Origin of the sequence: Acidovorax sp. NCPPB 3576, from assembly GCF_028473605.1 — a bacterium.
Lineage (GTDB): Bacteria > Pseudomonadota > Gammaproteobacteria > Burkholderiales > Burkholderiaceae_C > Paracidovorax.
On sequence record NZ_CP097267.1, the window covers coordinates 5,346,795 to 5,366,054 of the forward strand.

Annotated in this window: 20 protein-coding genes; 15 read left to right on the forward strand and 5 right to left on the reverse strand. The window is 64.1% G+C overall.

Going from position 1 to position 19,260, the window contains the following annotated elements:
• Window positions 1-274: 274 nt before the first annotated feature.
• The 8 genes from M5C98_RS24385 to rffA are packed head-to-tail and all read left to right on the forward strand — an operon-like array spanning window position 275 to window position 7,459.
• Window positions 275-2,092, forward strand: coding sequence for a hypothetical protein (locus M5C98_RS24385; protein WP_272550150.1), 1,818 nt, complete (start codon window positions 275-277; stop codon window positions 2,090-2,092).
• A complete protein-coding gene (locus M5C98_RS24390) occupies window positions 2,089-2,787 on the forward strand; it encodes a WbqC family protein (protein ID WP_272550151.1) in 699 nt (232 codons plus the stop codon). The genes M5C98_RS24385 and M5C98_RS24390 overlap by 4 nt, the downstream gene beginning before the upstream one ends.
• Window positions 2,784-3,713, forward strand: coding sequence for a glycosyltransferase family 2 protein (locus M5C98_RS24395; protein WP_272550152.1), 930 nt, complete (start codon window positions 2,784-2,786; stop codon window positions 3,711-3,713). Before M5C98_RS24390 ends, M5C98_RS24395 begins: the two co-directional genes overlap by 4 nt.
• Complete coding sequence (locus M5C98_RS24400) at window positions 3,694-4,329, forward strand: class I SAM-dependent methyltransferase (protein ID WP_272550153.1); 636 nt, start codon at window positions 3,694-3,696, stop codon at window positions 4,327-4,329. Before M5C98_RS24395 ends, M5C98_RS24400 begins: the two co-directional genes overlap by 20 nt.
• A complete protein-coding gene (locus tag M5C98_RS24405; protein ID WP_272550154.1) occupies window positions 4,326-4,991 on the forward strand; it encodes an acetyltransferase in 666 nt (221 codons plus the stop codon). Before M5C98_RS24400 ends, M5C98_RS24405 begins: the two co-directional genes overlap by 4 nt.
• Window positions 4,988-5,899 carry a hypothetical protein gene (locus tag M5C98_RS24410; RefSeq protein ID WP_272550155.1) on the forward strand — a complete coding sequence of 304 codons (912 nt, stop codon included), beginning with the start codon at window positions 4,988-4,990 and terminating at the stop codon, window positions 5,897-5,899. The genes M5C98_RS24405 and M5C98_RS24410 overlap by 4 nt, the downstream gene beginning before the upstream one ends.
• A complete protein-coding gene (locus M5C98_RS24415) occupies window positions 5,896-6,273 on the forward strand; it encodes an EamA family transporter (RefSeq protein WP_272550156.1) in 378 nt (125 codons plus the stop codon). The genes M5C98_RS24410 and M5C98_RS24415 overlap by 4 nt, the downstream gene beginning before the upstream one ends.
• Window positions 6,274-6,298: 25 nt before the next feature.
• Window positions 6,299-7,459: a dTDP-4-amino-4,6-dideoxygalactose transaminase gene (gene rffA / locus M5C98_RS24420; protein ID WP_272550158.1), complete on the forward strand. Its 1,161-nt coding sequence runs from the start codon at window positions 6,299-6,301 to the stop codon at window positions 7,457-7,459.
• Between the two features lie 75 nt (window positions 7,460-7,534).
• Here the strand turns inward: rffA and M5C98_RS24425 are convergent, their stop codons facing one another.
• Window positions 7,535-8,422 carry a LysR family transcriptional regulator gene (locus M5C98_RS24425; protein ID WP_442867305.1) on the reverse strand — a complete coding sequence of 296 codons (888 nt, stop codon included), beginning with the start codon at window positions 8,420-8,422 and terminating at the stop codon, window positions 7,535-7,537.
• A gap of 252 nt (window positions 8,423-8,674) precedes the next feature.
• Here M5C98_RS24425 and M5C98_RS24430 point away from each other — a divergent pair, with 252 nt between their 5' ends.
• Both M5C98_RS24430 and M5C98_RS24435 read left to right on the forward strand, forming a co-directional pair.
• The gene (locus tag M5C98_RS24430; RefSeq protein WP_272550161.1) at window positions 8,675-10,036 is read left to right on the forward strand and encodes an aspartate aminotransferase family protein; all 1,362 of its coding nucleotides are present in this window, start codon (window positions 8,675-8,677) and stop codon (window positions 10,034-10,036) included.
• 91 nt (window positions 10,037-10,127) lie between these two features.
• Window positions 10,128-11,654, forward strand: a complete 1,527-nt coding sequence (locus M5C98_RS24435) for a CoA-acylating methylmalonate-semialdehyde dehydrogenase (protein WP_272550162.1) — start codon at window positions 10,128-10,130, stop codon at window positions 11,652-11,654.
• A gap of 106 nt (window positions 11,655-11,760) precedes the next feature.
• On the opposite strand, the gene M5C98_RS24440 is transcribed toward M5C98_RS24435, so the two are convergent.
• The 4 genes from M5C98_RS24440 to M5C98_RS24455 all read right to left on the reverse strand — a co-directional run bounded on the left by M5C98_RS24440 (window position 11,761) and on the right by M5C98_RS24455 (window position 14,374).
• Window positions 11,761-12,228, reverse strand: a complete 468-nt coding sequence (locus M5C98_RS24440) for an OmpA family protein (RefSeq protein ID WP_272550164.1) — start codon at window positions 12,226-12,228, stop codon at window positions 11,761-11,763.
• 75 nt (window positions 12,229-12,303) lie between these two features.
• Complete coding sequence (locus tag M5C98_RS24445; protein ID WP_272550166.1) at window positions 12,304-12,792, reverse strand: hypothetical protein; 489 nt, start codon at window positions 12,790-12,792, stop codon at window positions 12,304-12,306.
• Complete coding sequence (locus tag M5C98_RS24450; RefSeq protein ID WP_272550167.1) at window positions 12,783-13,364, reverse strand: hypothetical protein; 582 nt, start codon at window positions 13,362-13,364, stop codon at window positions 12,783-12,785. The genes M5C98_RS24445 and M5C98_RS24450 overlap by 10 nt, the downstream gene beginning before the upstream one ends.
• Window positions 13,365-13,564: 200 nt before the next feature.
• Window positions 13,565-14,374, reverse strand: coding sequence for a FadR/GntR family transcriptional regulator (locus tag M5C98_RS24455; RefSeq protein WP_272550168.1), 810 nt, complete (start codon window positions 14,372-14,374; stop codon window positions 13,565-13,567).
• A gap of 243 nt (window positions 14,375-14,617) precedes the next feature.
• On the opposite strand from M5C98_RS24455, the gene M5C98_RS24460 reads away from it, so the two are divergent.
• The 5 genes from M5C98_RS24460 (at window position 14,618) to M5C98_RS24480 (ending at window position 19,258) form a co-directional block, all read left to right on the forward strand.
• Complete coding sequence (locus M5C98_RS24460; protein ID WP_272550170.1) at window positions 14,618-15,823, forward strand: ABC transporter substrate-binding protein; 1,206 nt, start codon at window positions 14,618-14,620, stop codon at window positions 15,821-15,823.
• A gap of 99 nt (window positions 15,824-15,922) precedes the next feature.
• Complete coding sequence (locus tag M5C98_RS24465) at window positions 15,923-16,783, forward strand: branched-chain amino acid ABC transporter permease (RefSeq protein WP_272550171.1); 861 nt, start codon at window positions 15,923-15,925, stop codon at window positions 16,781-16,783.
• Window positions 16,784-16,791: 8 nt separating this feature from the next.
• Window positions 16,792-17,787 (forward strand): branched-chain amino acid ABC transporter permease, encoded by a 996-nt coding sequence (locus M5C98_RS24470; RefSeq protein WP_272550172.1) that lies wholly within the window; start codon window positions 16,792-16,794, stop codon window positions 17,785-17,787.
• The gene (locus tag M5C98_RS24475; RefSeq protein ID WP_272550173.1) at window positions 17,784-18,557 is read left to right on the forward strand and encodes an ABC transporter ATP-binding protein; all 774 of its coding nucleotides are present in this window, start codon (window positions 17,784-17,786) and stop codon (window positions 18,555-18,557) included. Before M5C98_RS24470 ends, M5C98_RS24475 begins: the two co-directional genes overlap by 4 nt.
• Window positions 18,554-19,258: an ABC transporter ATP-binding protein gene (locus M5C98_RS24480; protein ID WP_272550174.1), complete on the forward strand. Its 705-nt coding sequence runs from the start codon at window positions 18,554-18,556 to the stop codon at window positions 19,256-19,258. The genes M5C98_RS24475 and M5C98_RS24480 overlap by 4 nt, the downstream gene beginning before the upstream one ends.
• The last annotated feature ends 2 nt before the right edge of the window (window positions 19,259-19,260 follow it).

Sequence of the window (19,260 nt, forward strand, 5' to 3'; positions counted from 1 at the left end):
CCGTTCGCGGGCGCGATGAAGGCCCCCGCCCCGATGGCCCGCATTGGCGGGCCATCGGCGTTTCAAAGGCCGCGTTGAACCTCCCCGGCCCGCGGGCCGGCGGCAACCCGAACGCGCCCGCGCAGGTGCCGTGATGTTCTATGCGAGCAGGAAGTGTCTGTGCCTGGGCTGCATCCATCGATAATTCGCCGCGCAACGCCCGTTGCCCGGCAGGGCGGTCGCACCCCCTCGCGCACCATGGGTCTGCCTGTCCCGATATGAAAACGAAATACCGATGCCTCGCTTAAAAAATGCTTCCGTTCAAAGCGTCGGCAAAAGTCTCTCCGGAAAGCCATTGCTGGCACTTTCTGCCTGCTTGACCGCTTTGTTCATCGTCTGGGTGGCTCTGTATGCTCGGCACGGCGTGGACTACACGGATGAAGGTTTTTATTTGAACTGGATTTCCAATCCGTTCCTGTATTCCGCTTCGATTTCCCAGTTCGGTTTTTTCTACCATCCGCTGTACCTGCTGGCGGACGGAAACATCGGCACGCTTCGGCAACTGAATTTCCTTTTCACGCTGTTGCTCGGAGGCACCGCCGCCTGGACGCTGCTGGGCAAGGCATTCGCAGAAAAAATCGACGTCGCGACCAAGTTGGTCGTCGCGTCGGGCCTCGCCTGCCTGACGCTTCTGTCCGCTGTGTTCGCAGGCATGTGGATTCCCACGCCCAGCTACAACGCATTGGCGTTCCAGGGGCTGCTGATCTCCGTGACAGGGCTGCTGATGGCCGCGACGAGACAGGAGCGCGCGAGCGCGCTGGGTTACGTGATCGTCGGGTTGGGCGGGTGGGTTGCCTTTCTGGGCAAACCGACTTCGGCCGCTGCGCTGGCCGTGCTGGTCGTGCTCTATCTGGTCTTCAGCGGCCACTTTCGTTGGCAATCGGCCTGGATTCCAGCCGCCACTGCCGCCGCCGCTGCCTTGGTCACTGCGCTGGTGACGGATGGAGGCGTCCTGCCATTCATCCACCGAAATACCGAGGGCCTGCGGCTGGCGGGATTGCTCGATGCAAATGCCGGGGGCATCGGCAAGATTTTCAGGATGGACGGACTGTCGGTGGACCTCGCCACCGCCCTGGCGCTGCTCCTTGGTGCTGCCTTGTCCTTTGCCAGCCTGTGGGCCACGAAACCCTTGGAAGCACTTCCGAGGACCGGCCGCGCCGCCCTGCCGGTGGTGGCGCTTGTGGGCGTCGCTGGCCTGGGCTATTTCGCCCTCTCCAAAATCCAGGGTGAAAACCGCGCGTTGGTACTGTTCGCTTTGGCTGCCGGTGCGCTGTTGCCTGGATTTTTCTCCGCCTTGCGCTCGGGAGCTCGCCAAACCCTTCCCCTTTGCGTGTTGCTCGCCGCTTTGCCCTACGCCTACGCTTTCGGGTCGAGCAACAGCTACTGGGTTTCGATCAACGGCGCTGTTTTCTTCGTCGCGCTGGCCGCGGCCTGGTCGCTGAGGCCGCTGGTCTCGACGCCGCATTTCCCCCAGAAACTGGTGCTGTACACGCTTTTGCTTCAAATCGCACTGGCCGGCGTGGTCCAGGGGGCCTTCCTGTCCCCTTATCGGCAATTGCAACCGCTTTACAGTAGCGCGGAACGCGTGGATTTCGGTGGACCTGGCAAAACCCTGCTCCTCTCGTCTGCCGACAACGAATACGTAACGTCGTTCAACCGGTTGGCCCGGGACCACGGTTTTTCCGCCGGCACGCCGATGCTCGACCTGAGCGGGAATTCACCCGGAATCTTGTTCGCACTACAGGCCACCAGCATCGGCGTGCCATGGTCTCTGGGGGGTTATCCAGGCAGCCAAGGATATGTGCAGGAAGCCCTCAAGAAAGTCCCCTGTGATCAGCTGGTGGCCGCTTGGCTGGTTTCGGAGCCCAAGGGGGTCGGGACCCTTTCTCCTGAAATACTGAACGGCTTTGGTGCCGATCTGGAGCGTGATTACCAAGTGGTGGGCAGCACCGTCCACGCGGTCAGAAAAACAGTGCAATGGCTTCACCGGCCCCAACGGGATTCTGTTCAGGCCGTGAAGGCATGTGAATCCAATAGAAAGCGCGAGCAATGAAGAAGGTCGCCATTTTGCAATCGAACTATATTCCCTGGAAAGGGTATTTCGATATCATTGCCTCGGTCGATGAGCTGGTTATCTACGATGACATGCAATACACCCGGAGGGACTGGCGCAATCGCAATAAAATAAAAACCCCTCAGGGTGTCCAATGGCTGACCGTTCCGGTCATGGTCAAAGGCCGGTATCACCAGAAAATACGGGACACCCAAATCGACGGAGCCGACTGGGCACCGATGCATTGGAAGGCCTTGGAGCAAAATTACAAACGAGCTCCTTTCTTTGAAGAAATAGCAGCGTGGCTGCAGCCTCTGTATGCCAAAGCCGCTCATTCAAGCAACATTTCAGAATTGAATTGTTCGTTGATCGAGGCATGTTGTGATTATTTGGGTATCGCCACATCGATCACCAAATCTTGGGATTATGTTTTGCAAGACGATAAAGTCGAGCGCCTGGTCGATTTGTGCAAGCAATGCCATGGAGACATCTATGTCTCAGGTCCTGCCGCGAAAGACTATATCAATGAAAGCATTTTTTCGGCCAGTGGCGTCCAGGTATCTTGGTTCGATTACTCAGGGTATCCGCAATACCCTCAGCTGTGGGGCGATTTTGTGCATGAGGTCAGCGTGCTCGATCTCTTCTTCAATTGCGGAAAAGGGTCGCGAGACTACATGAAGAAGTCCGCCCCATGAAGCTGTCCATCGTCACGACCCTTTACCAGTCCGCTCCCTACATCACGGAGTTCCATCAGCGGGCCACCCAGGTGGCCATTGAACAGGCCGGCGGCGATTACGAAATCATCATGGTGAACGACGGCTCACCCGATGAAAGCCTGGCATTGGCCGTCGGGCTGACGAAATCAGACCCCAAGGTGGTGGTGATCGACCTGTCGCGCAACTTCGGCCACCACAAGGCCATGATGACCGGGCTGGCCCATGCCAAGGGCGAGCATGTTTTTCTGATCGACAGCGATCTGGAAGAAGATCCGGAATATTTGCTTCCCTTTGCCGAGCAGATGGCGGCTGAAGACTGCGACGTCGTCTACGGAATGCAGGAAAAGCGAAAAGGCCGTTGGTTCGAACGATGGACGGGGCAATGGTTCTATTCCCTGTTCAGCCTTCTCACAGGCCTCACCCTGCCGCAAAACGTGCTGACGGCCCGGTTGATGACCCGGCGGTATGTGGAGGCATTGGTGCTCCACAGGGAACGGGAGATTTTCATCGCGGGCCTGTGGCACATCACCGGGTTCGACCAGCGAGCCCGGATCGTGAAAAAGCACAGCACCAGCGAGACGACCTACACGTTGCGGCGAAAAGTGGCCATCATGGCCAATTCCATTGCTTCTTTCAGCCAGGCGCCGCTGATGGGCATCTTTTATTTGGGCCTGATCATTTCCACCTTGGCGGCGTTTTATGCGGGGTATCTTGTTTTCCGGTGGGCCTTTTTGGTAAAGCCCTTGAGCGGCTGGACCTCCGTGATGGCCTCGATATGGTTGCTGGGGGGAATGATCATCTCGTTCATTGGTGTGGTGGGAATTTACCTCTCCAAGATTTATTCCGAGAGCAAGCAGCGTCCCTATACCATCATCAGGAAAATCTATGCAAGCCAGTCCGAATAGTTTCATGAATGAGGTGGCGGAATACTATTCCGAAAAACTGGCGACGCACGGTGCCACGGCACGGGGCGTGGATTGGAATGGTGCCGAAAGCCAAAATATTCGGTTCGAGCAGTTGTGCCGCATCATCGATCGGCCTGGCCATTTTTCGTTGAATGATCTCGGCTGTGGTTACGCGGCCCTGCTGGATCATATGCTTGCGAAATATGAGGCGTTCGATTATTTCGGCGTCGATATTTCGAGCGAAATGCTGGCGGCTGCAAAAGAGCGACACGGGGACCGCCCGTTGGCCCAATTCAGGCAAGCCTCTCAACCCGAGGATGTCTGTGATTTCAGCGTGGCCAGCGGTCTCTTCAATGTCAAACTGGGCGTGAGCGTGGAAGACTGGGTGCCCTATTTCAAAAGCACGCTGGATGCCCTCGATCGGTCCAGCCGGATGGGATTTGCGTTCAACTGCCTGACATCTTATTCGGACGAAGATAAGAAACGCGATTACCTCTATTATGCCGACCCTTGCTGGGTGTTTGATTTTTGCAAGACCCATTACTCGCGCCACGTATCGCTTTTGCATGACTACGGGCTTTATGAATTCACTATTTTGGTGAGGAAATCGGTTTGAAAAAGCAACTCCTGATTTTCGGTGCGGGCGAAATCGCAGAACTTGCCCATTTCTATTTCCAGTCGGACTCCGCCTATGACGTGGTGGCTTTCGTCGTGGATGCCGCCTATCGAACGAGCGACACGTTCTGCGGTCTTCCCGTCATCACGCTGGAAGAGGCCATGGCCCGATTTCCTCCAACGGCCTGCGATTTTTTCGTGGCGCTGAGCTACTCAGCGCTGAACGCCATCCGAAAGCAGAAATACCTGGACGCCAAAGCTGCGGGCTATTCCATCGCAAGCTATGTCAGTTCCCGCGCCAGTCTTTTGAATGAAGGGCGCGTGGGAGAGAACTGTTTCATCCTGGAGGACAACACGATCCAGCCCTTCGTCAGGATCGAAAACAACGTCACTTTGTGGAGTGGGAACCACATCGGGCACCACTCCGTGATCAAAAGCCACACCTTCATCGCCTCGCATGTCGTGGTGTCCGGCGGGGTGACCATCGGCGAGCAGTGCTTCATCGGCGTGAATGCCACACTGCGGGATCACATCACGATCGGCGATCGGTGTGTGATCGGTGCCGGGGCGCTCATTCTGTCGGACGCGGAACCCGACGGGCTGTATGTCGGCACGGCGACCGAACGGTCCAAGGTGCCCAGCCATCGCTTGAAGAAGATATGAAGGCCTGGAAAAAACGGGGGCTGGTCTTTTGCCCCGACCAGAATTTCGGCTGGATGCAGACCCATGCCGCCGTCCCCATCGCGGAGCGCATCGAGGGCGACCTCTACCGAATCTATTTCAGTACGAGAGACGCAGCCAATCGGAGCCGGACCGGCTATGTGGTCATCGATATCCAAAAACCGCAAGCCATCCTGGAGCTTTCTGAAAACCCGGTTCTCGACATTGGGGCGCTAGGCACCTTTGACGACAGTGGTGCCATGGCCACCTGGTTGGCGGAATGGAACGGTCAGCGCTATCTGTATTACATCGGCTGGAATCTGGGCGTGACCGTGCCCTTTCGAAATTCCATCGGCTTGGCAATGGGTTCGCCAACGCGCGACTTCGAGAAAATATACGAAGGCCCCATCGTGGACAGAACGGTGCGCGAGCCCCATTTCTGCGCCAGTTGCTGCGTGATTCCGGGGGCTGATGTTTGGCGCATGTGGTATTTGTCCTGCACCGGCTGGGAGGTCAGGGACGGCCGGCCTTCGCACCACTATCACATCAAATATGCCGAGTCCGACGATGGAGTGGATTGGCGCCGAACAGGCCAGGTCGCCATCGATTTTGAGGATTCGCAGGAATATGCCATTTCACGGCCCTCTGTCCTTTACGAGGGTGGACTTTGGCGCATGTGGTATTCCCACCGGGGCGCGGCTTACAGGATCGGCTATGCAGAATCCGAGAATGGCATCGATTGGAGCCGCCGCGATGCGCTCGCGGGCATTTCGGTGTCCGAGACAGGTTGGGATTCCGAAATGATCGAATACCCGCACGTGTTCCAGCACGATGGCCAAACCTTCATGCTGTACAACGGGAATGGCTACGGGGCGACGGGCGTGGGCCTGGCGGTGCTGGAGTCGCAATGAATATCAAGATGACCCATTATCTGTATCTGGCTGCCACCATATTTTTCACGGTGTATGGCCAGTTGGTGTTGAAGTGGCGGATGAATCAAATCTCCGGCATGCCTACCGAGTTCTTCGAAAAGATCAGGTTCCTGGTTTTCCTGATTTTCGACCCTTGGGTATTTTCTGGATTTTTTGCCGCTTTTCTGGCGTCCCTGGCATGGATGGCGGCGATTTCCAAGCTGGAATTGAGCCACGCGTATCCATTCATGAGCCTGAACTTCGTCATCGTGCTGGTTCTGAGCGGATGGATTTTGCACGAGCCGATTACTTTTCAAAAATCGCTGGGCGTCGCTTTCATCGTGATCGGGACCATCATCGTGGCACGCGTTTAACGGCTCCCTCGCCCAATGAATGAATATGCAGACCAAAGAGGCCGATTTGAACGCTGAGAAAATCCCCTTCAATCGCCCCTTCATGACGGGCAAGGAATTGCAATACATCGCGCAAGCCAATGGCCTGCATGCGCTGGCCGGCGATGGCACCTTCACCAAGAAATGCCATGGCTGGCTGGAGCACCAATGCGGTTGCAAAAAGGCTTTGTTGACGCATTCCTGCACGGCGGCTTTGGAAATGGCCGCGCTGCTGATCCATATCCAGCCGGGGGACGAAGTGATCATGCCCTCGTACACGTTCGTATCGACGGCGAATGCCTTCGTGCTGCGGGGTGCGGTTCCGGTGTTCGTCGATATCCGCGAAGACACGCTGAACATCGATGAAACGCTGATCGAAAGCGCCATCACCTCGCGCACGCGTGCGATCGTTCCCGTGCATTACGCGGGGGTGTCGTGCGAGATGGATGCCATCATGGCCATTGCACGCCGGCACGGAATCAAGGTCGTGGAGGATGCGGCCCAAGGGGTCATGTCTTTCTACAAAGGCCGAGCGTTGGGCAGCATTGGCGATCTGGGCGCGTTCAGCTTTCATGAAACCAAGAACGTCATTTCCGGCGAGGGCGGTGCGCTGATCGTGAACGATCCCGACTTGGCGGTACTGGCCGAAGTGATTCGCGAAAAAGGCACCGATCGCAGCCGTTTCTTTCGCGGCGAGGTGGACAAATACACTTGGCAGGAAGTCGGGTCGTCGTTTCTCCCCGGGGAGTTGATTGCCGCGTTTCTATGGGCGCAACTGGAAGAGGCGCAGGCCATTACCGAACGCCGCCTGGCGATATGGGATCAATACCATGCCCTGCTCGCGCCGATGGAGGCCCAGGGCCTGCTGCGCCGGCCCATCATTCCGGCGGAGTGCCAGCACAACGCGCACATGTACTACGTCCTGCTGCCGGAGGATGCGAACCGTGCAGAGGTCATGGCTTCGTTGAAGCGGGATGGCATCAGTTCGGTTTTTCACTATGTGCCGTTGCACTCGGCCCCCGCAGGTTTGCGGTACGGCAAGTCCCATGGCCCGCTGGCGGTCACGCAACGGCAATCGGAGCGTTTGATTCGATTGCCACTGTGGGTGGGTCTCACTGACGATCAGCAGTCCCGCATCGTGGACTCCCTGAACCGGGCACTTTCGTGACCGGATTCTGAGAGGCCCTGCGGCCAGCCACGCCGAGGCCGATGCCGCGAGGGGCTTCCCGGACGACCGCCTCTCTCAACGCCGGGCGTGCGCACCCACCAGACACCGCTGAAACGCCTGCGCCGCCCTCGGCGGCTCGGGCGAGCGCCGCAGCAGGCTCACGAACTGGCAGTCGTAGCGCAGCGCCTCGGGCCGCACGGCCTGCAGGCGGCCGCGGCGCTCGAAGGCTTCGGCGTAGTGATCGGGCAAAAATCCCAGGTAGCGGCCCGAGAGCACCAGCGTGGCGATGGATTCCTGGTCGAACCCCGTGGCCGCTCGCGTGAGGCGGGCCTGGTGGCTCAGTTCCATGTTGGGCGAGTGGTAGCCCAGGCCGGCGAACGGGTGGGTGCGCACGGCGTCCCAGTCGAGCGCCGAGTGGTCTGCCCCGAACAGCGGGTGGCCCGCGCCGCAGTACAGCAGCATGGTCTCGCCGAACAGGTCGGTGTACAGCAGGCTTTGCGAAGCACGGTGGGCGGGAATGATGCCCACCTGGTAGGTGCCGTCGATCACGCCGCGCTCGATGGCGTTGATCGAGCCCACGTGCATTTGCAGGTGCACGTCCGGCGCCTGGGCGGTGAAGGCGGCGATGGCCTCGCCGATGCGCGCGGCCGGGTTGCTGGCGGTCTTGTCGAAGACGGCCACGGCCAGTTGCCCGCCCATGCGCGAGTGGATGCCGTCCACGCTGTCGCGAAAGCCCTGCACGGCGGCCAGCAGGCGCAGGGTTTCGTCGTACACGCGCTGGCCTTCCGGGGTGAGCGCGAAGCCCGCGCGGCCTCGCCGGCACAGGGTCATGCCCAGACGGGTTTCGAGGTCCTTCACGTGCCGGCTGACCGTGCTGGTGCCGATGTTCAGCTCCAGTTCGGCCGCAGCCATGCCGCCGCAATCGACCACGCTCTTGAAGACCTGCAGCAGGCGCAGGTCCATGTCGCTCAGCTGGCCGAGCACGGCGCGTTCGCGCGCGGCCTGGGTCGTGGGCGGCAGCGAGGATGACGCAGGGGATGGGGGCAGGGAATCGCTGGGCACGGTGGGTGGCTTTACTTGCATGAATCGTCAAGTAAACATTGATATTTGTCCATTGGAGGGATTATCGGCCGCCGGAACAATGGGGCCACCTGCCCGCTGCGCTGGCCGCAGCGCCTCGCGCTCCTCCCCCTTTTTCTTGTGATTGGACCGACCATGAGCTTCACCGTCCTCGACTCCGCCTCCGAAGCCACCGCGCCGCGCATGGACGCGGCCTGGCTGGATGCGCACTGGATGCCCTTCACCGCCAACCGGCAGTTCAAGGCCGCGCCGCGCATGATCGTCTCGGGCCAGGGGGCCTACTACACCGATTCCGAAGGCCGCAAGATCTTCGACGGCCTCTCGGGCCTGTGGTGCGCGGGGCTGGGCCATGGCCGCAAGGACATTGCCGAGGCGATCGGCAAGGCGGCCGCCACGCTCGACTACTCGCCGGCCTTCCAGTTCGGCCACCCGGCGTCGTTCGCGCTGGCCAACAAGATCAAGGAGCTCACGCCCGCGGGGCTCGACTACGTGTTCTTCACCGGCTCGGGCTCGGAGTCGGCCGACACGTCGCTCAAGATGGCGCGCGCGTATTGGCGCGCCAAGGGGCAGGGCAGCAAGACGCGCCTGATCGGCCGCGAGAAGGGCTACCACGGCGTGAACTTCGGCGGCATCTCGGTGGGCGGCATGGTGGGCAACCGCAAGACCTTCGGTCAGGGCGTGGAAGCGGATCACCTGCCGCACACGCAGCCGGCGATGGGCTCGTTCGTTCGTGGCATGGCCGAGGACGGCGGCCGGGCGCTGGCCGACAAGCTGCTGGATGTGATCGCGCTGCACGACGCCTCCAACATCGCGGCGGTGATCATGGAGCCGTTCTCAGGTTCGGCCGGCGTGGTGATTCCGCCCAAGGGCTATCTGGAGCGCATCCGCGAGATCTGCACGCAGAACAACATCCTGCTGATCTTCGACGAGGTCATCACCGGCTTCGGCCGCTGCGGCGCCTGGACGGGCTCGGAAGCCTTCGGCGTGACGCCCGACATCCTCAACTTCGCCAAGCAGGTGACCAACGGCGCGCAGCCGCTGGGCGGCGTGGTGGCCAGCAAGGACATCTACGACACTTTCATGGCGCAGGGCGGGCCCGAGTACATGCTCGAATTCCCGCACGGCTACACCTACTCGGCCCACCCCGTGGCTTGCGCGGCCGGCCTGGCGGTGCTGGACATTCTGCAGAAGGAAGACATGCCCGGCCGCGCCAAGGCGCTGGCGCCGTACTTCGAGCAGGCGGTGCACAGCCTCCAGGGCGCGCAGCACGTGCTGGACATCCGCAACTACGGCCTGGCCGCGGGCTTCACCATCGCGCCGCTGCCGGGCGAGCCGGCCCGCCGGCCCTACGAGATCGCCATGAACTGCTGGAAGAAGGGCTTTTACGTGCGCTACGGCGGCGACACGATCCAGTTGGCGCCGCCGTTCATCAGCGAGCGCGCCGAGATCGACCGGCTGGTGAGCGCCCTGGGCGATGCGCTGGCCGAGACGGCTTGAGCCTCGTTGCCAGCGTTTGCTATTGATTTTGTAGCTGTATGCCCTAGTGGAATATGCACTGGGGGCACTTTTTACCCTGAACTCCATTCCCATGCACCAAGACCAGAACGTCACCGCCACCATCGGCCACCTGATCGACGGCCAGATCGTGGCCGACACCGCCCGCACGCAGCCCGTGTTCAACCCGGCCACGGGCCAGTCGTCCACCAGCGTGGCGCTGGCCTCGCAGGCCACGGTGGAGCGGGCCATCGCCTCGGCCGAAGCGGCCTTTCCGGCCTGGCGCAACACTCCGCCTTTGAAGCGCGCCCGCGTGATGTCCAGGCTCAAGGTGCTGCTGGAAGAGCACGCCGATGAAATCGCCGCCCTGATCACCGCCGAGCACGGCAAGGTACTGAGCGATGCGCACGGCGAGCTGCAGCGCGGCATCGAGAACGTGGAATACGCCAGCTACGCGCCCGAGCTGCTCAAGGGCGAGCACAGCCGCAACGTGGGCCCGAACATCGACTCGTGGAGCGAGTTCCAGGCGCTGGGCGTCACCGCCGGTATCACGCCGTTCAACTTTCCGGCCATGGTGCCGCTGTGGATGTGGCCCATGGCCATCGCCTGCGGCAACACCTTCGTGCTGAAACCGTCCGAGCGCGACCCGAGCAGCACGCTGTTCATCGCCCAGCTGGCGCTGCAAGCCGGCCTGCCGCCCGGCGTGCTGAACGTGGTCAACGGCGACAAGACGGCGGTGGACACGCTGCTGCGCGACCCGCGCGTGAAGGCGGTGAGCTTCGTCGGCTCCACGCCGATCGCGGAATACATCTATTCGGAAGGCTGCAAGCATGGCAAGCGCGTGCAGGCCCTGGGCGGTGCCAAGAACCATGCGGTGCTCATGCCCGATGCCGACGTGGACAACGCCGTGAGCGCCCTGATGGGCGCGGCGTATGGGTCGTGCGGCGAGCGATGCATGGCGATCCCGCTGCTGGTGGCGGTGGGCGATGCGGTGGGCGACGCGGTCATCGCCGGCCTGAAGACCGAGATCGCCAAGATGAAGGTCGGCCCCGGCACCCAGACCGACAACGGCGGCAACGACATGGGCCCGCTGGTCACGCAAGCGCACTTCGAGCGGGTGTTGGCCTATGTGGACAGCGGCGTGGCCGAAGGCGCCACGCTGGTGGTCGATGGCCGTGGCATGAAGGTGACGGGCCATGAGGCGGGCTACTTCCTGGGCGCCTGCCTGTTCGACCACGTGAAGCCCGGCATGAAGATCTACCAGGAAGAGATCTTCGGCCCCGTGCTGGGCGTGGTGCGCGTGAAGACGCTGCAGGAGGCCATGCAGTTCATCAACGACCACGAATACGGCAACGGCACCTGCATCTTCACGCGCGACGGCGAGGCGGCCCGCTATTTCACCGACCACATCCAGGTCGGCATGGTCGGCGTGAACGTGCCGCTGCCCGTGCCCGTGGCCTACCACTCGTTCGGCGGCTGGAAGCGCAGCCTGTTCGGCGACCTGCATGCCTACGGCCCCGACGCCGTGCGCTTTTACACCAAGCGCAAGACCATCACGCAGCGCTGGCCCTCGGCCGGCGTGCGCGAAGGCGCGGTGTTCGCCTTCCCGAGCAGCCGATGAAGAAAACCGCAGCGGCCCGGGGCGCGCAAGGCGCCCGGGCCGCGGGGTGACCGACCTGCCGGGCGATCCCGGCTCAGGCAAAGGGTGTGCGCCGTAGCGCGCGCGATCAGCGCGGCAGCACGGTCACCGCGTTGCGGGCCTGGTCGGTGCTGAACATCACGCGCAGGTTCTTCGCCGGCACGCCGCGCGACACCAGTTCCTTGCGCACGGCCAGGGCACGGGCCAGGGCGACCTCGCGGGCGTTCTTGGCGGTCTTGCGGTCGGCGTAGCCCTTGATCTCCCAGCGCTGGTTGCCGGCCTTGTCGGCGGTCAGGATATCGAGCAGCGCGGGCGTGTCGGCCGGCAGTTCGGTCTCCAGGCCCGAGAACTCGGCCACGGTGCCGTCTTCGGGAATGCGCAGCGGCTCGGGTTCGGGGGCTGGCGGGGGAGCGACAGGCGCCGGGGCAGGCGCTGCGGCCGCCTGGGCCGATGCGTCCGCAGCCGCCGTTTTGGCTTCGGTATTGGACGTGTTGGCGCAGCCGCCCAGGAGCGCGGCGCTGAAAAGAAGACCCAGAAGTTTGCTGTGAGAGGCCATGAAGATCACCTGTTGCTGTGAATGAAAAAACGGATCGGGGGGAAGGGCCGGGCGGGGTTGCTGGCGGCGAAGGGCTTACTGCACCAGCTGCCAGAAGGTCACGTTCGCGAACTTGGCGTCGCTCGCCCAGGGGTCCCAGATGGTCTTGTCGCCCTTGCTGCGGGCGCCTTCCCAGTTGCCCAGCGAGGTGGACATCGCGGGCGGGTAGCTGCCGCGGGTGCGCAGCGTTTCGGTCTTGCCGCCGCGGGTGTAGGCATAGCCGCCGGCGGCCTTGTCGGGGCCGGGATAGACCACGATGACGTGGCCGTTGCCCGACTCTTTCTTGCCCCCGACGATGACCGCGCCGCCGCGTGCGAGGTCGCCCACCTGCGAGACGGGCACGGAGCGCCAGTGGCGCTGCCCCTGCACATGGTCCATCAGCGCGTTGGCGCTCATGTAGGGCTGGTCGGGCAGGTACTGCTTGATCACGTGCCAGACGGCGTGGCTGCAGGAGTTGGGATGCAGGTCGGCGGCCTGGTCGCAGGCCTGCTTCAGCTTGGCGACCGCGGTGGCGTCTACGGGCATGGGGTCTTGTCCTGGTCCGGGGGCGTTGCTGGCTTGGCCGAGGCAGGCCCGGAGGCTGCCGGCCGATACAGGCGGGTCTTGGCATCCCACCGCAGGGTGGGCAGGTGGTAGTCGCCGCCCACGGCGGGCGAGCGCACCTGGAGCTGGATCTCGTGCGGCACGCCGTCGCGCCAGCGGCCGGGGACCACGTCCAGTTCCTCGGGCGGGTCCGCGGGAAAGAGGTGGGGCAATTTGCCGACGCAGCGGCCGGTGTCGTCCATCAGCAGGGGCAGCGGAAAGCGCTCCCAGGGCGCATCGGGCGGCAGGCCGCGGTAGTGGGCGTCGGTGAACACGGCCAGCAGGCGCACCTTGGCGGCCTTGGCCGGCGCATTCCCGGCGGCGCCGCCCTGCACCAGCGGGCAGGAGCGCACCGCGTCGCGGTAGGGCTCCCAGGCCGCCGGCAGGGACAGGTCCGCGTCCGGGGGCTGGCACTGGGCGGGATCGACCGCCATGGGCGGTTTCGCCCCGGCGTGGACCGCGGTGGACAGCATGGCGGCCGCCAGCCAGCCGGCCCACGGAAGAACTGCGTTCATGGGTGCATCAAAAAGAATGGAAATGGAATGTATCGAGTGCCTGGGCCGCGCGCCCTCCCGGTCGCTTGCGGCCTGCAGGCGCGAAGTGTCGCCGCGGAAGCCCGCAAATCGATGTCAAAGGTTCCAGAAGATACCAATTGATTCAAAAATAACACGCCCCAACACCAACTTCTGGGGTTTTGGGGAGTCGCCTGCCCCGGTCAGCGGCTGCGCACGTGGGCGGAGCGGGGGCTGCGCAGCGTGTCGGCGTCCAGGATCAGGCGCCCCTGGATGCGGCCCTTCATGCGCTTGACGCTGCTGGCTGCATCCTGCATGTGCCGGGCCATCAGCCCTCGCACCTTCTCGGCATCCCGAGCGCGCGCCGCCTGCACGATCTCGCGGTGGAAGTTGGCGTTGGCCTCGCCGAAGCGACGGTGCTCCGACTTCGGGGTGCGGTTGCCGTACACGATGAGCTGGCGCAGCATCTCGTTGATCAGCTCGCAGGTGAAGCGCAGGAAAGGATTGGGGTTGGCCGCGGCCAGGATGTCGTGGAAGTTGACGTCCTCGCGGCGCTGGCTCAGCAGGTCCTCGCTGCTGGAGTTGGGGTCGCAGCAGGCGATGCTGTGCTCCAGCGCCTCGAAGTCGGCCTCGGTCAGGTGGGGCACGGCGCCGGCGGCCAGCTCGGGCTCCAGGAACTGGCGCACGGCGTAGATGTTGTCGATCGTCACGTCCTGGAAGAACAGGTAGTTCTGCAGGAACTGCAGCGTGCGGTCCAGCGACACCTCGGCGATGGTGCCGCCGCCCGAGGGGCCGGTGGAGATGGTCACCAGGCCCTGCACCTCCAGCGACTTGAGCGCCTCGCGGATGGTGCCCTTGCTCACTTCGAACTGCGACTGCAGCTCGCTCTCGCGCGGCAGGCGGTCGCCCGGGCTCAGGTTCTTTTCGGTGATGAGCCGCTTGATCTCCTGCGCCACCAGGTCGGGGCGCTTCAGGGGCTTGATCGGCTTGCCGGCGGGCGGTTTCGTGGCCATGGGTGCGTTGCTGGGTTGAAGACGGGGAAGGGCGCAGCGCGGTGCCTGGCACCCCGGCTGTCGCTCCCGTGGTGCAGTGTATGCACCAGTGCCGTGCAGCGGCGGAGCGGGCAGGGTTTACGTGCACGCGATTTGTTCTATTTATCACTATAAATAGGAAAAACACGTGGCACGCCGCGTGCTTTGCAAAAAGCCGTGCCTTGGCCAGCAGGCCGGCCGACCCAACCCCACAGGAGCCCCTTCATGCACCGTCGTCAACTCTTGCAACTCTCCGCACTGGGCGCGCTGCCCGCATCGCTGGGCCTGGCGCGCAGCGCCTGGGCGCAGTCCGCCGGCGCCATCCAGTTCGGCTGCCCGGTGCCCATGTCGGGCGCCTTCGCCGCCAACGGAAAGTTCGCCGACCTGGGCATGAAGCTGGCCATCGAGCAATACGGCTCGGCCCTCAAGCGCCCCCTGGCCTACACGGTGCTGGACACCGAGGGCAAGCCCGCCACGGCCGTGCGCAAGGTGCAGGAGTCGTCGCAGCAGCAGGGCACGCGCTTCTTCGCGGGCGGCATCCTGTCGTCCGAATCGCTGGCCATGGGCAAGGAGGCCGAGAAGGCGGGTGGCATCTTCATCACCACGGCCGGCGCCGACGAGATCACCGGCAAGGACTGCAACAGCGCCACGTTCCGCTGGTCGGTGCCGACCTTCGGCGCCATCGAGCAGACGGTGCGCCCGCTGGCCGAGGCGCTGCCGAAAGCCAAGCGCTGGTACACCATCACGCCGCAGTACGTGTTCGGCGACGGCCTGCTGTCGGCCGCCAAGAACGTCTTCAAGGAAAAGGGCCTGGAGCACGTGGGCAACAGCTACCACTCGCTGGCCGAGAAGGAGTTCAGCGGCTACCTGACCAACGCCATGGCCGCCAAGCCCGACGTGCTGCTTCTGCTGAACTTCGGCTCGCAGTCGTCGGATGCGCTGCGCCAGGCGGTGAGCTTCGGCATGCACAAGAACATGACCATCCTGATTGCCTGGGCCTCGGGGCTGGAGCAGTTCGAGTCGCTGGGAGCGGACCTGTGCGAGGGCGTGTATTTCGGCGCGCAGTACTGGCACACCGCCGATGCCCCGCTGAACCTGGAGCTGGTCAAGCGCAGCAACGACAAGTTCAAGTCCAACCCCAACTACAGCCTGGCGGGCTCGTACATCTGCACCAAGCTGCTGATCGACGGCATCCTCAAGGCCGGCACGGTGGACCAGAAGGCGGTGATCGCCGCGCTGGAGGGCATGAAGTACGCGGGCCTCACGGGCGAGGAGGAGATCCGCAAGGGCGACCACCAGGTGCTCAAGAACTACTACCTGCTCAAGGGCAAGGCCAAGGCCAGGATGGCCAACAAGGACGACTACGTGGACGTGGTGAGTTCGGGCAAGTCGTTCCTGCCGCTCGAGCAGACCGGTTGCAAGCTGGGCTGATCGCCCGCCCCCGCCTGTCTCGGGTCCTGCGTATTTGCGCATTGCCCTCCCCTGTCCGCCCCGCAGCCGCGGGGCTCAAGCCTTGACTGCCCCAACTCCATGAGCATCTACCTGCTACAGGTCATCAACGGGATCGGCATCGGCATGCTGTATTTCCTGCTGGCCGTCGGCCTGTCCATCGTGTTCGGCCTGCTGCGCTTCGTGAACTTCGCGCATGGCGCGTTCTACCTGCTGGGCGCGTATTTCTGCTTCCAGATGACCCGCTGGGGCCTGAGCTTCTGGCTCGCGCTGGCCGTGGTGCCGCTCGCGGTGGGCGCGCTCGGCTGGCTGACCGAAAAGCTCGTGCTGCGCCATGTGTACGCCAAGCCGCACGAGTTCCACATCCTGGTCACCGTGGGCCTGGCGCTGGCGATCCAGGAGCTGGTCATCCTGCAGTGGGGGCCGCTGGGCGACAGCGTGGCGGTGCCCGACCTGCTGCAGGGCGTGGTGATGTGGGGCAGCTTCGTCTATCCCCAATACCGCCTGTTCGTGATCGGCTTCACCGCCGTGCTGGCCGTGGGCCTGTGGTATGTGCTGGAAGGCACGCGCCTGGGCAGCGCGGTGCGCGCAGGCAGCGAATCGACCGAGATGGTGTCGCTGCTCGGCATTAACGTGTTCCGCATCTTCAGCCTGGTGTTCGCGCTGGGCGCGGCCACCGCCGCCATCGCGGGCGTGCTGGCCGCGCCGATCCGCGGCGCCGAGCCCTTCATGGGCATCGAGGCGCTGGGCGTGGCCTTCGTGGTCGTGGTGGTGGGCGGCATGGGCAGCTTCGGCGGGGCGCTGGTCGGCGGCCTGCTGATCGGCATCGTGCAGAGCGTGATGAGCACGGTGTGGCCCGAGGGCGCGCGCCTGATGATCTACATCGCCATGGCGGCCGTGCTGCTGCTGCGCCCGCATGGCCTGCTGGGCCGCAAAGGATGAACACCGCCATGACGATCTTGCGCAAACACTTCCACCTGCTGCTGGCCCTGGGCTTCGTGCTGGCGATGCCGCTCACCATGCAGTCGGGCTCGCTTGCCAGCGAGGTGCTGATCTACGGCCTGGCGGCCATGGGCTGCAACCTGCTGCTGGGCCACACGGGGCTGCTGTCCTTCGGGCAGGGCATCTTCTTCGGGCTGGGCAGCTACACCATCGCCCTCACGCTCACTCGGTGGCCGCTGCCCATGCCGCTCGCGCTGGCGCTCGCCGTGGCGGCGGGCGCGCTGGGCGCGGCCCTGGTGGGCTGGGTCGCGATCCGCCAGCGCGGCACCTACTTCGTGATGCTGACGCTCGCGTTCGCGCAGATGTTCTATTTCCTGGCCTATTCCCTGCCCAGCCTCACGGGCGGGGACAACGGCCTGATGGACATTCCGCGCCCATCGCTGGCCGTGGGCGGGTTCACGCTGTGGCCGCTGCAATCGCCCTGGCAGTACTACGGCTTCGTGGCGGTGGTGTTCTTGCTGGCCTTCTGGCTGCTGCAGAGGGTGTCGGCGTCGATCTTCGGGCGCACGCTGCTGGCCGTGCGCGACAACGAGGAGCGCGCGGGCGCCATCGGCTACAACCTGCGGCTGCTCAAGCTGCAGGCGTTCGTGATCTCGGGCGCGGTAACGGGACTGGCCGGCGCGCTGCACGCCATGATGACCGGCATCGCCCCGCTGGCGAGTGCCGAGTACCACACGAGCGAGATGATCCTGGTGATGACGGTGATCGGCGGCACCGGCAACCTGCTGGCCTCGCTGCTGGGATCGGCCTTCTACCTCATCGTGGGCGACTGGCTCTCCACCTTGTGGCCGCGCTGGCTGCTGCTGCTGGGCGTGGTGCTGATGGCGGTGAGCCTGGGCATGCAGCGCGGCCTTTGGGGCCTGCTGGAATCCGCATGGGGGCGCCTGCGCGGCCTTCAGGGCGGCGCGAACGCCACCGCCGCCGGCACGGGAGACAAAGCATGACCGCCGCACCCATCCTGCTGGAAGCCATCGGCGTGGAAAAGCGCTACGACAAGTTCGCCGCGCTCTCGGGCGTGGATCTGAAGGTGCGCGCGAACACCGTGCATTCGGTGATCGGCCCCAACGGCGCGGGCAAGACCACGCTGTTCCACATGCTCACCGGCACCAAGGGCGTGAGCGGCGGGCGCATCGTGTTCGACGGCCACGACGTGACGCGCGAGCCCGACCACCGGCGCGTGCAGCGCGGCATGGCCCGCTCGTTCCAGGTCACCAGCCTGTTCCTCACCCTGCCGGTGCGCGAGAACCTGCGACTGGCTGCGCAGGGCACCGCGCCCACGCAGGCCCTGAACTGCTGGAGCGCGCCCGTGGGCGCCCGCTCCCGCGCCGACGTGGTGGCCAGCGTGCTGGCGCGCCTGGGCCTGGAGCGCCATGCGGACACGCCGGTCGGCAACCTCTCGCACGGCCAGCAGCGGCGGCTGGAGGTGGGCATGGCGCTGGCTGCGGGGCCGAAAGCCATCTTCCTGGACGAGCCCACCTCGGGCATGGGCATCGACGACCTGGACGACATGAAGCGGCTGATCCAGGGCCTCAAGGACGAGCACACCGTGGTGCTCATCGAGCACAACATGAACATCGTGATGGACATCTCCGACACCGTCACCGTGATGCAGCAGGGCCGCGTGCTGGCCGAGGGGCACCCGCATGCCATCCGCAGCGACGAGCGGGTGCGCAGCGCCTATCTGGGCAACATGATCACCGGGGGCAAGGCATGACGATCCTGCAGATCGAAGGGCTGCACGCCCACTACGGCAAGAGCCATGTGCTGCAGGGCGTGGACCTGCACGTGAACGATGGCGAACTGGTCACGCTGCTCGGGCGCAACGGCGCGGGCAAGACCACCACGCTCAAGGCCATCTGCGGCGTGGTGCCGCCCAGCCAGGGGCGCGTGCGCTTCATGGGCGACGACGTGCAGGGCCTGCCCGCGCACCGCATCGCCCAGCGCGGCGTGTGCCTGGTGCCGGAGCACCGGGGCATCTTCCGGCTGCTCACGGTGGAAGAGAACCTGCTGCTGGGCCTGCGCAAGCAGTCGCCCTGGCAACTGGCCGACATCTACCGCATCTTTCCGCGCCTCAAAGAGCGGCGCCGCAACGGCGGCGGGCAGCTGTCGGGCGGCGAGCAGCAGATGCTGGCCATCGGCCGCGCGCTGATGAACGCGCCGCGCCTGCTCATGCTCGACGAGCCCGTCGAGGGCCTGGCGCCCGTGATCGTCGAGGAGATCGTGGCGCAGCTCCAAGCCATCAAGGCCGCCGGCGTGGCCATCCTGCTGGTGGAGCAGAACCTGGAGGTCTGCACCCAGCTGGCCGACCGCCACTACATCATCGAACAGGGCGCCATCGTGCACGAGGCCGGCAACGCCGCGTTCCTGGCCGACGAGGCCACCAAGGACCGCTACCTGGGCGTGGGCCTGGCCTGAGC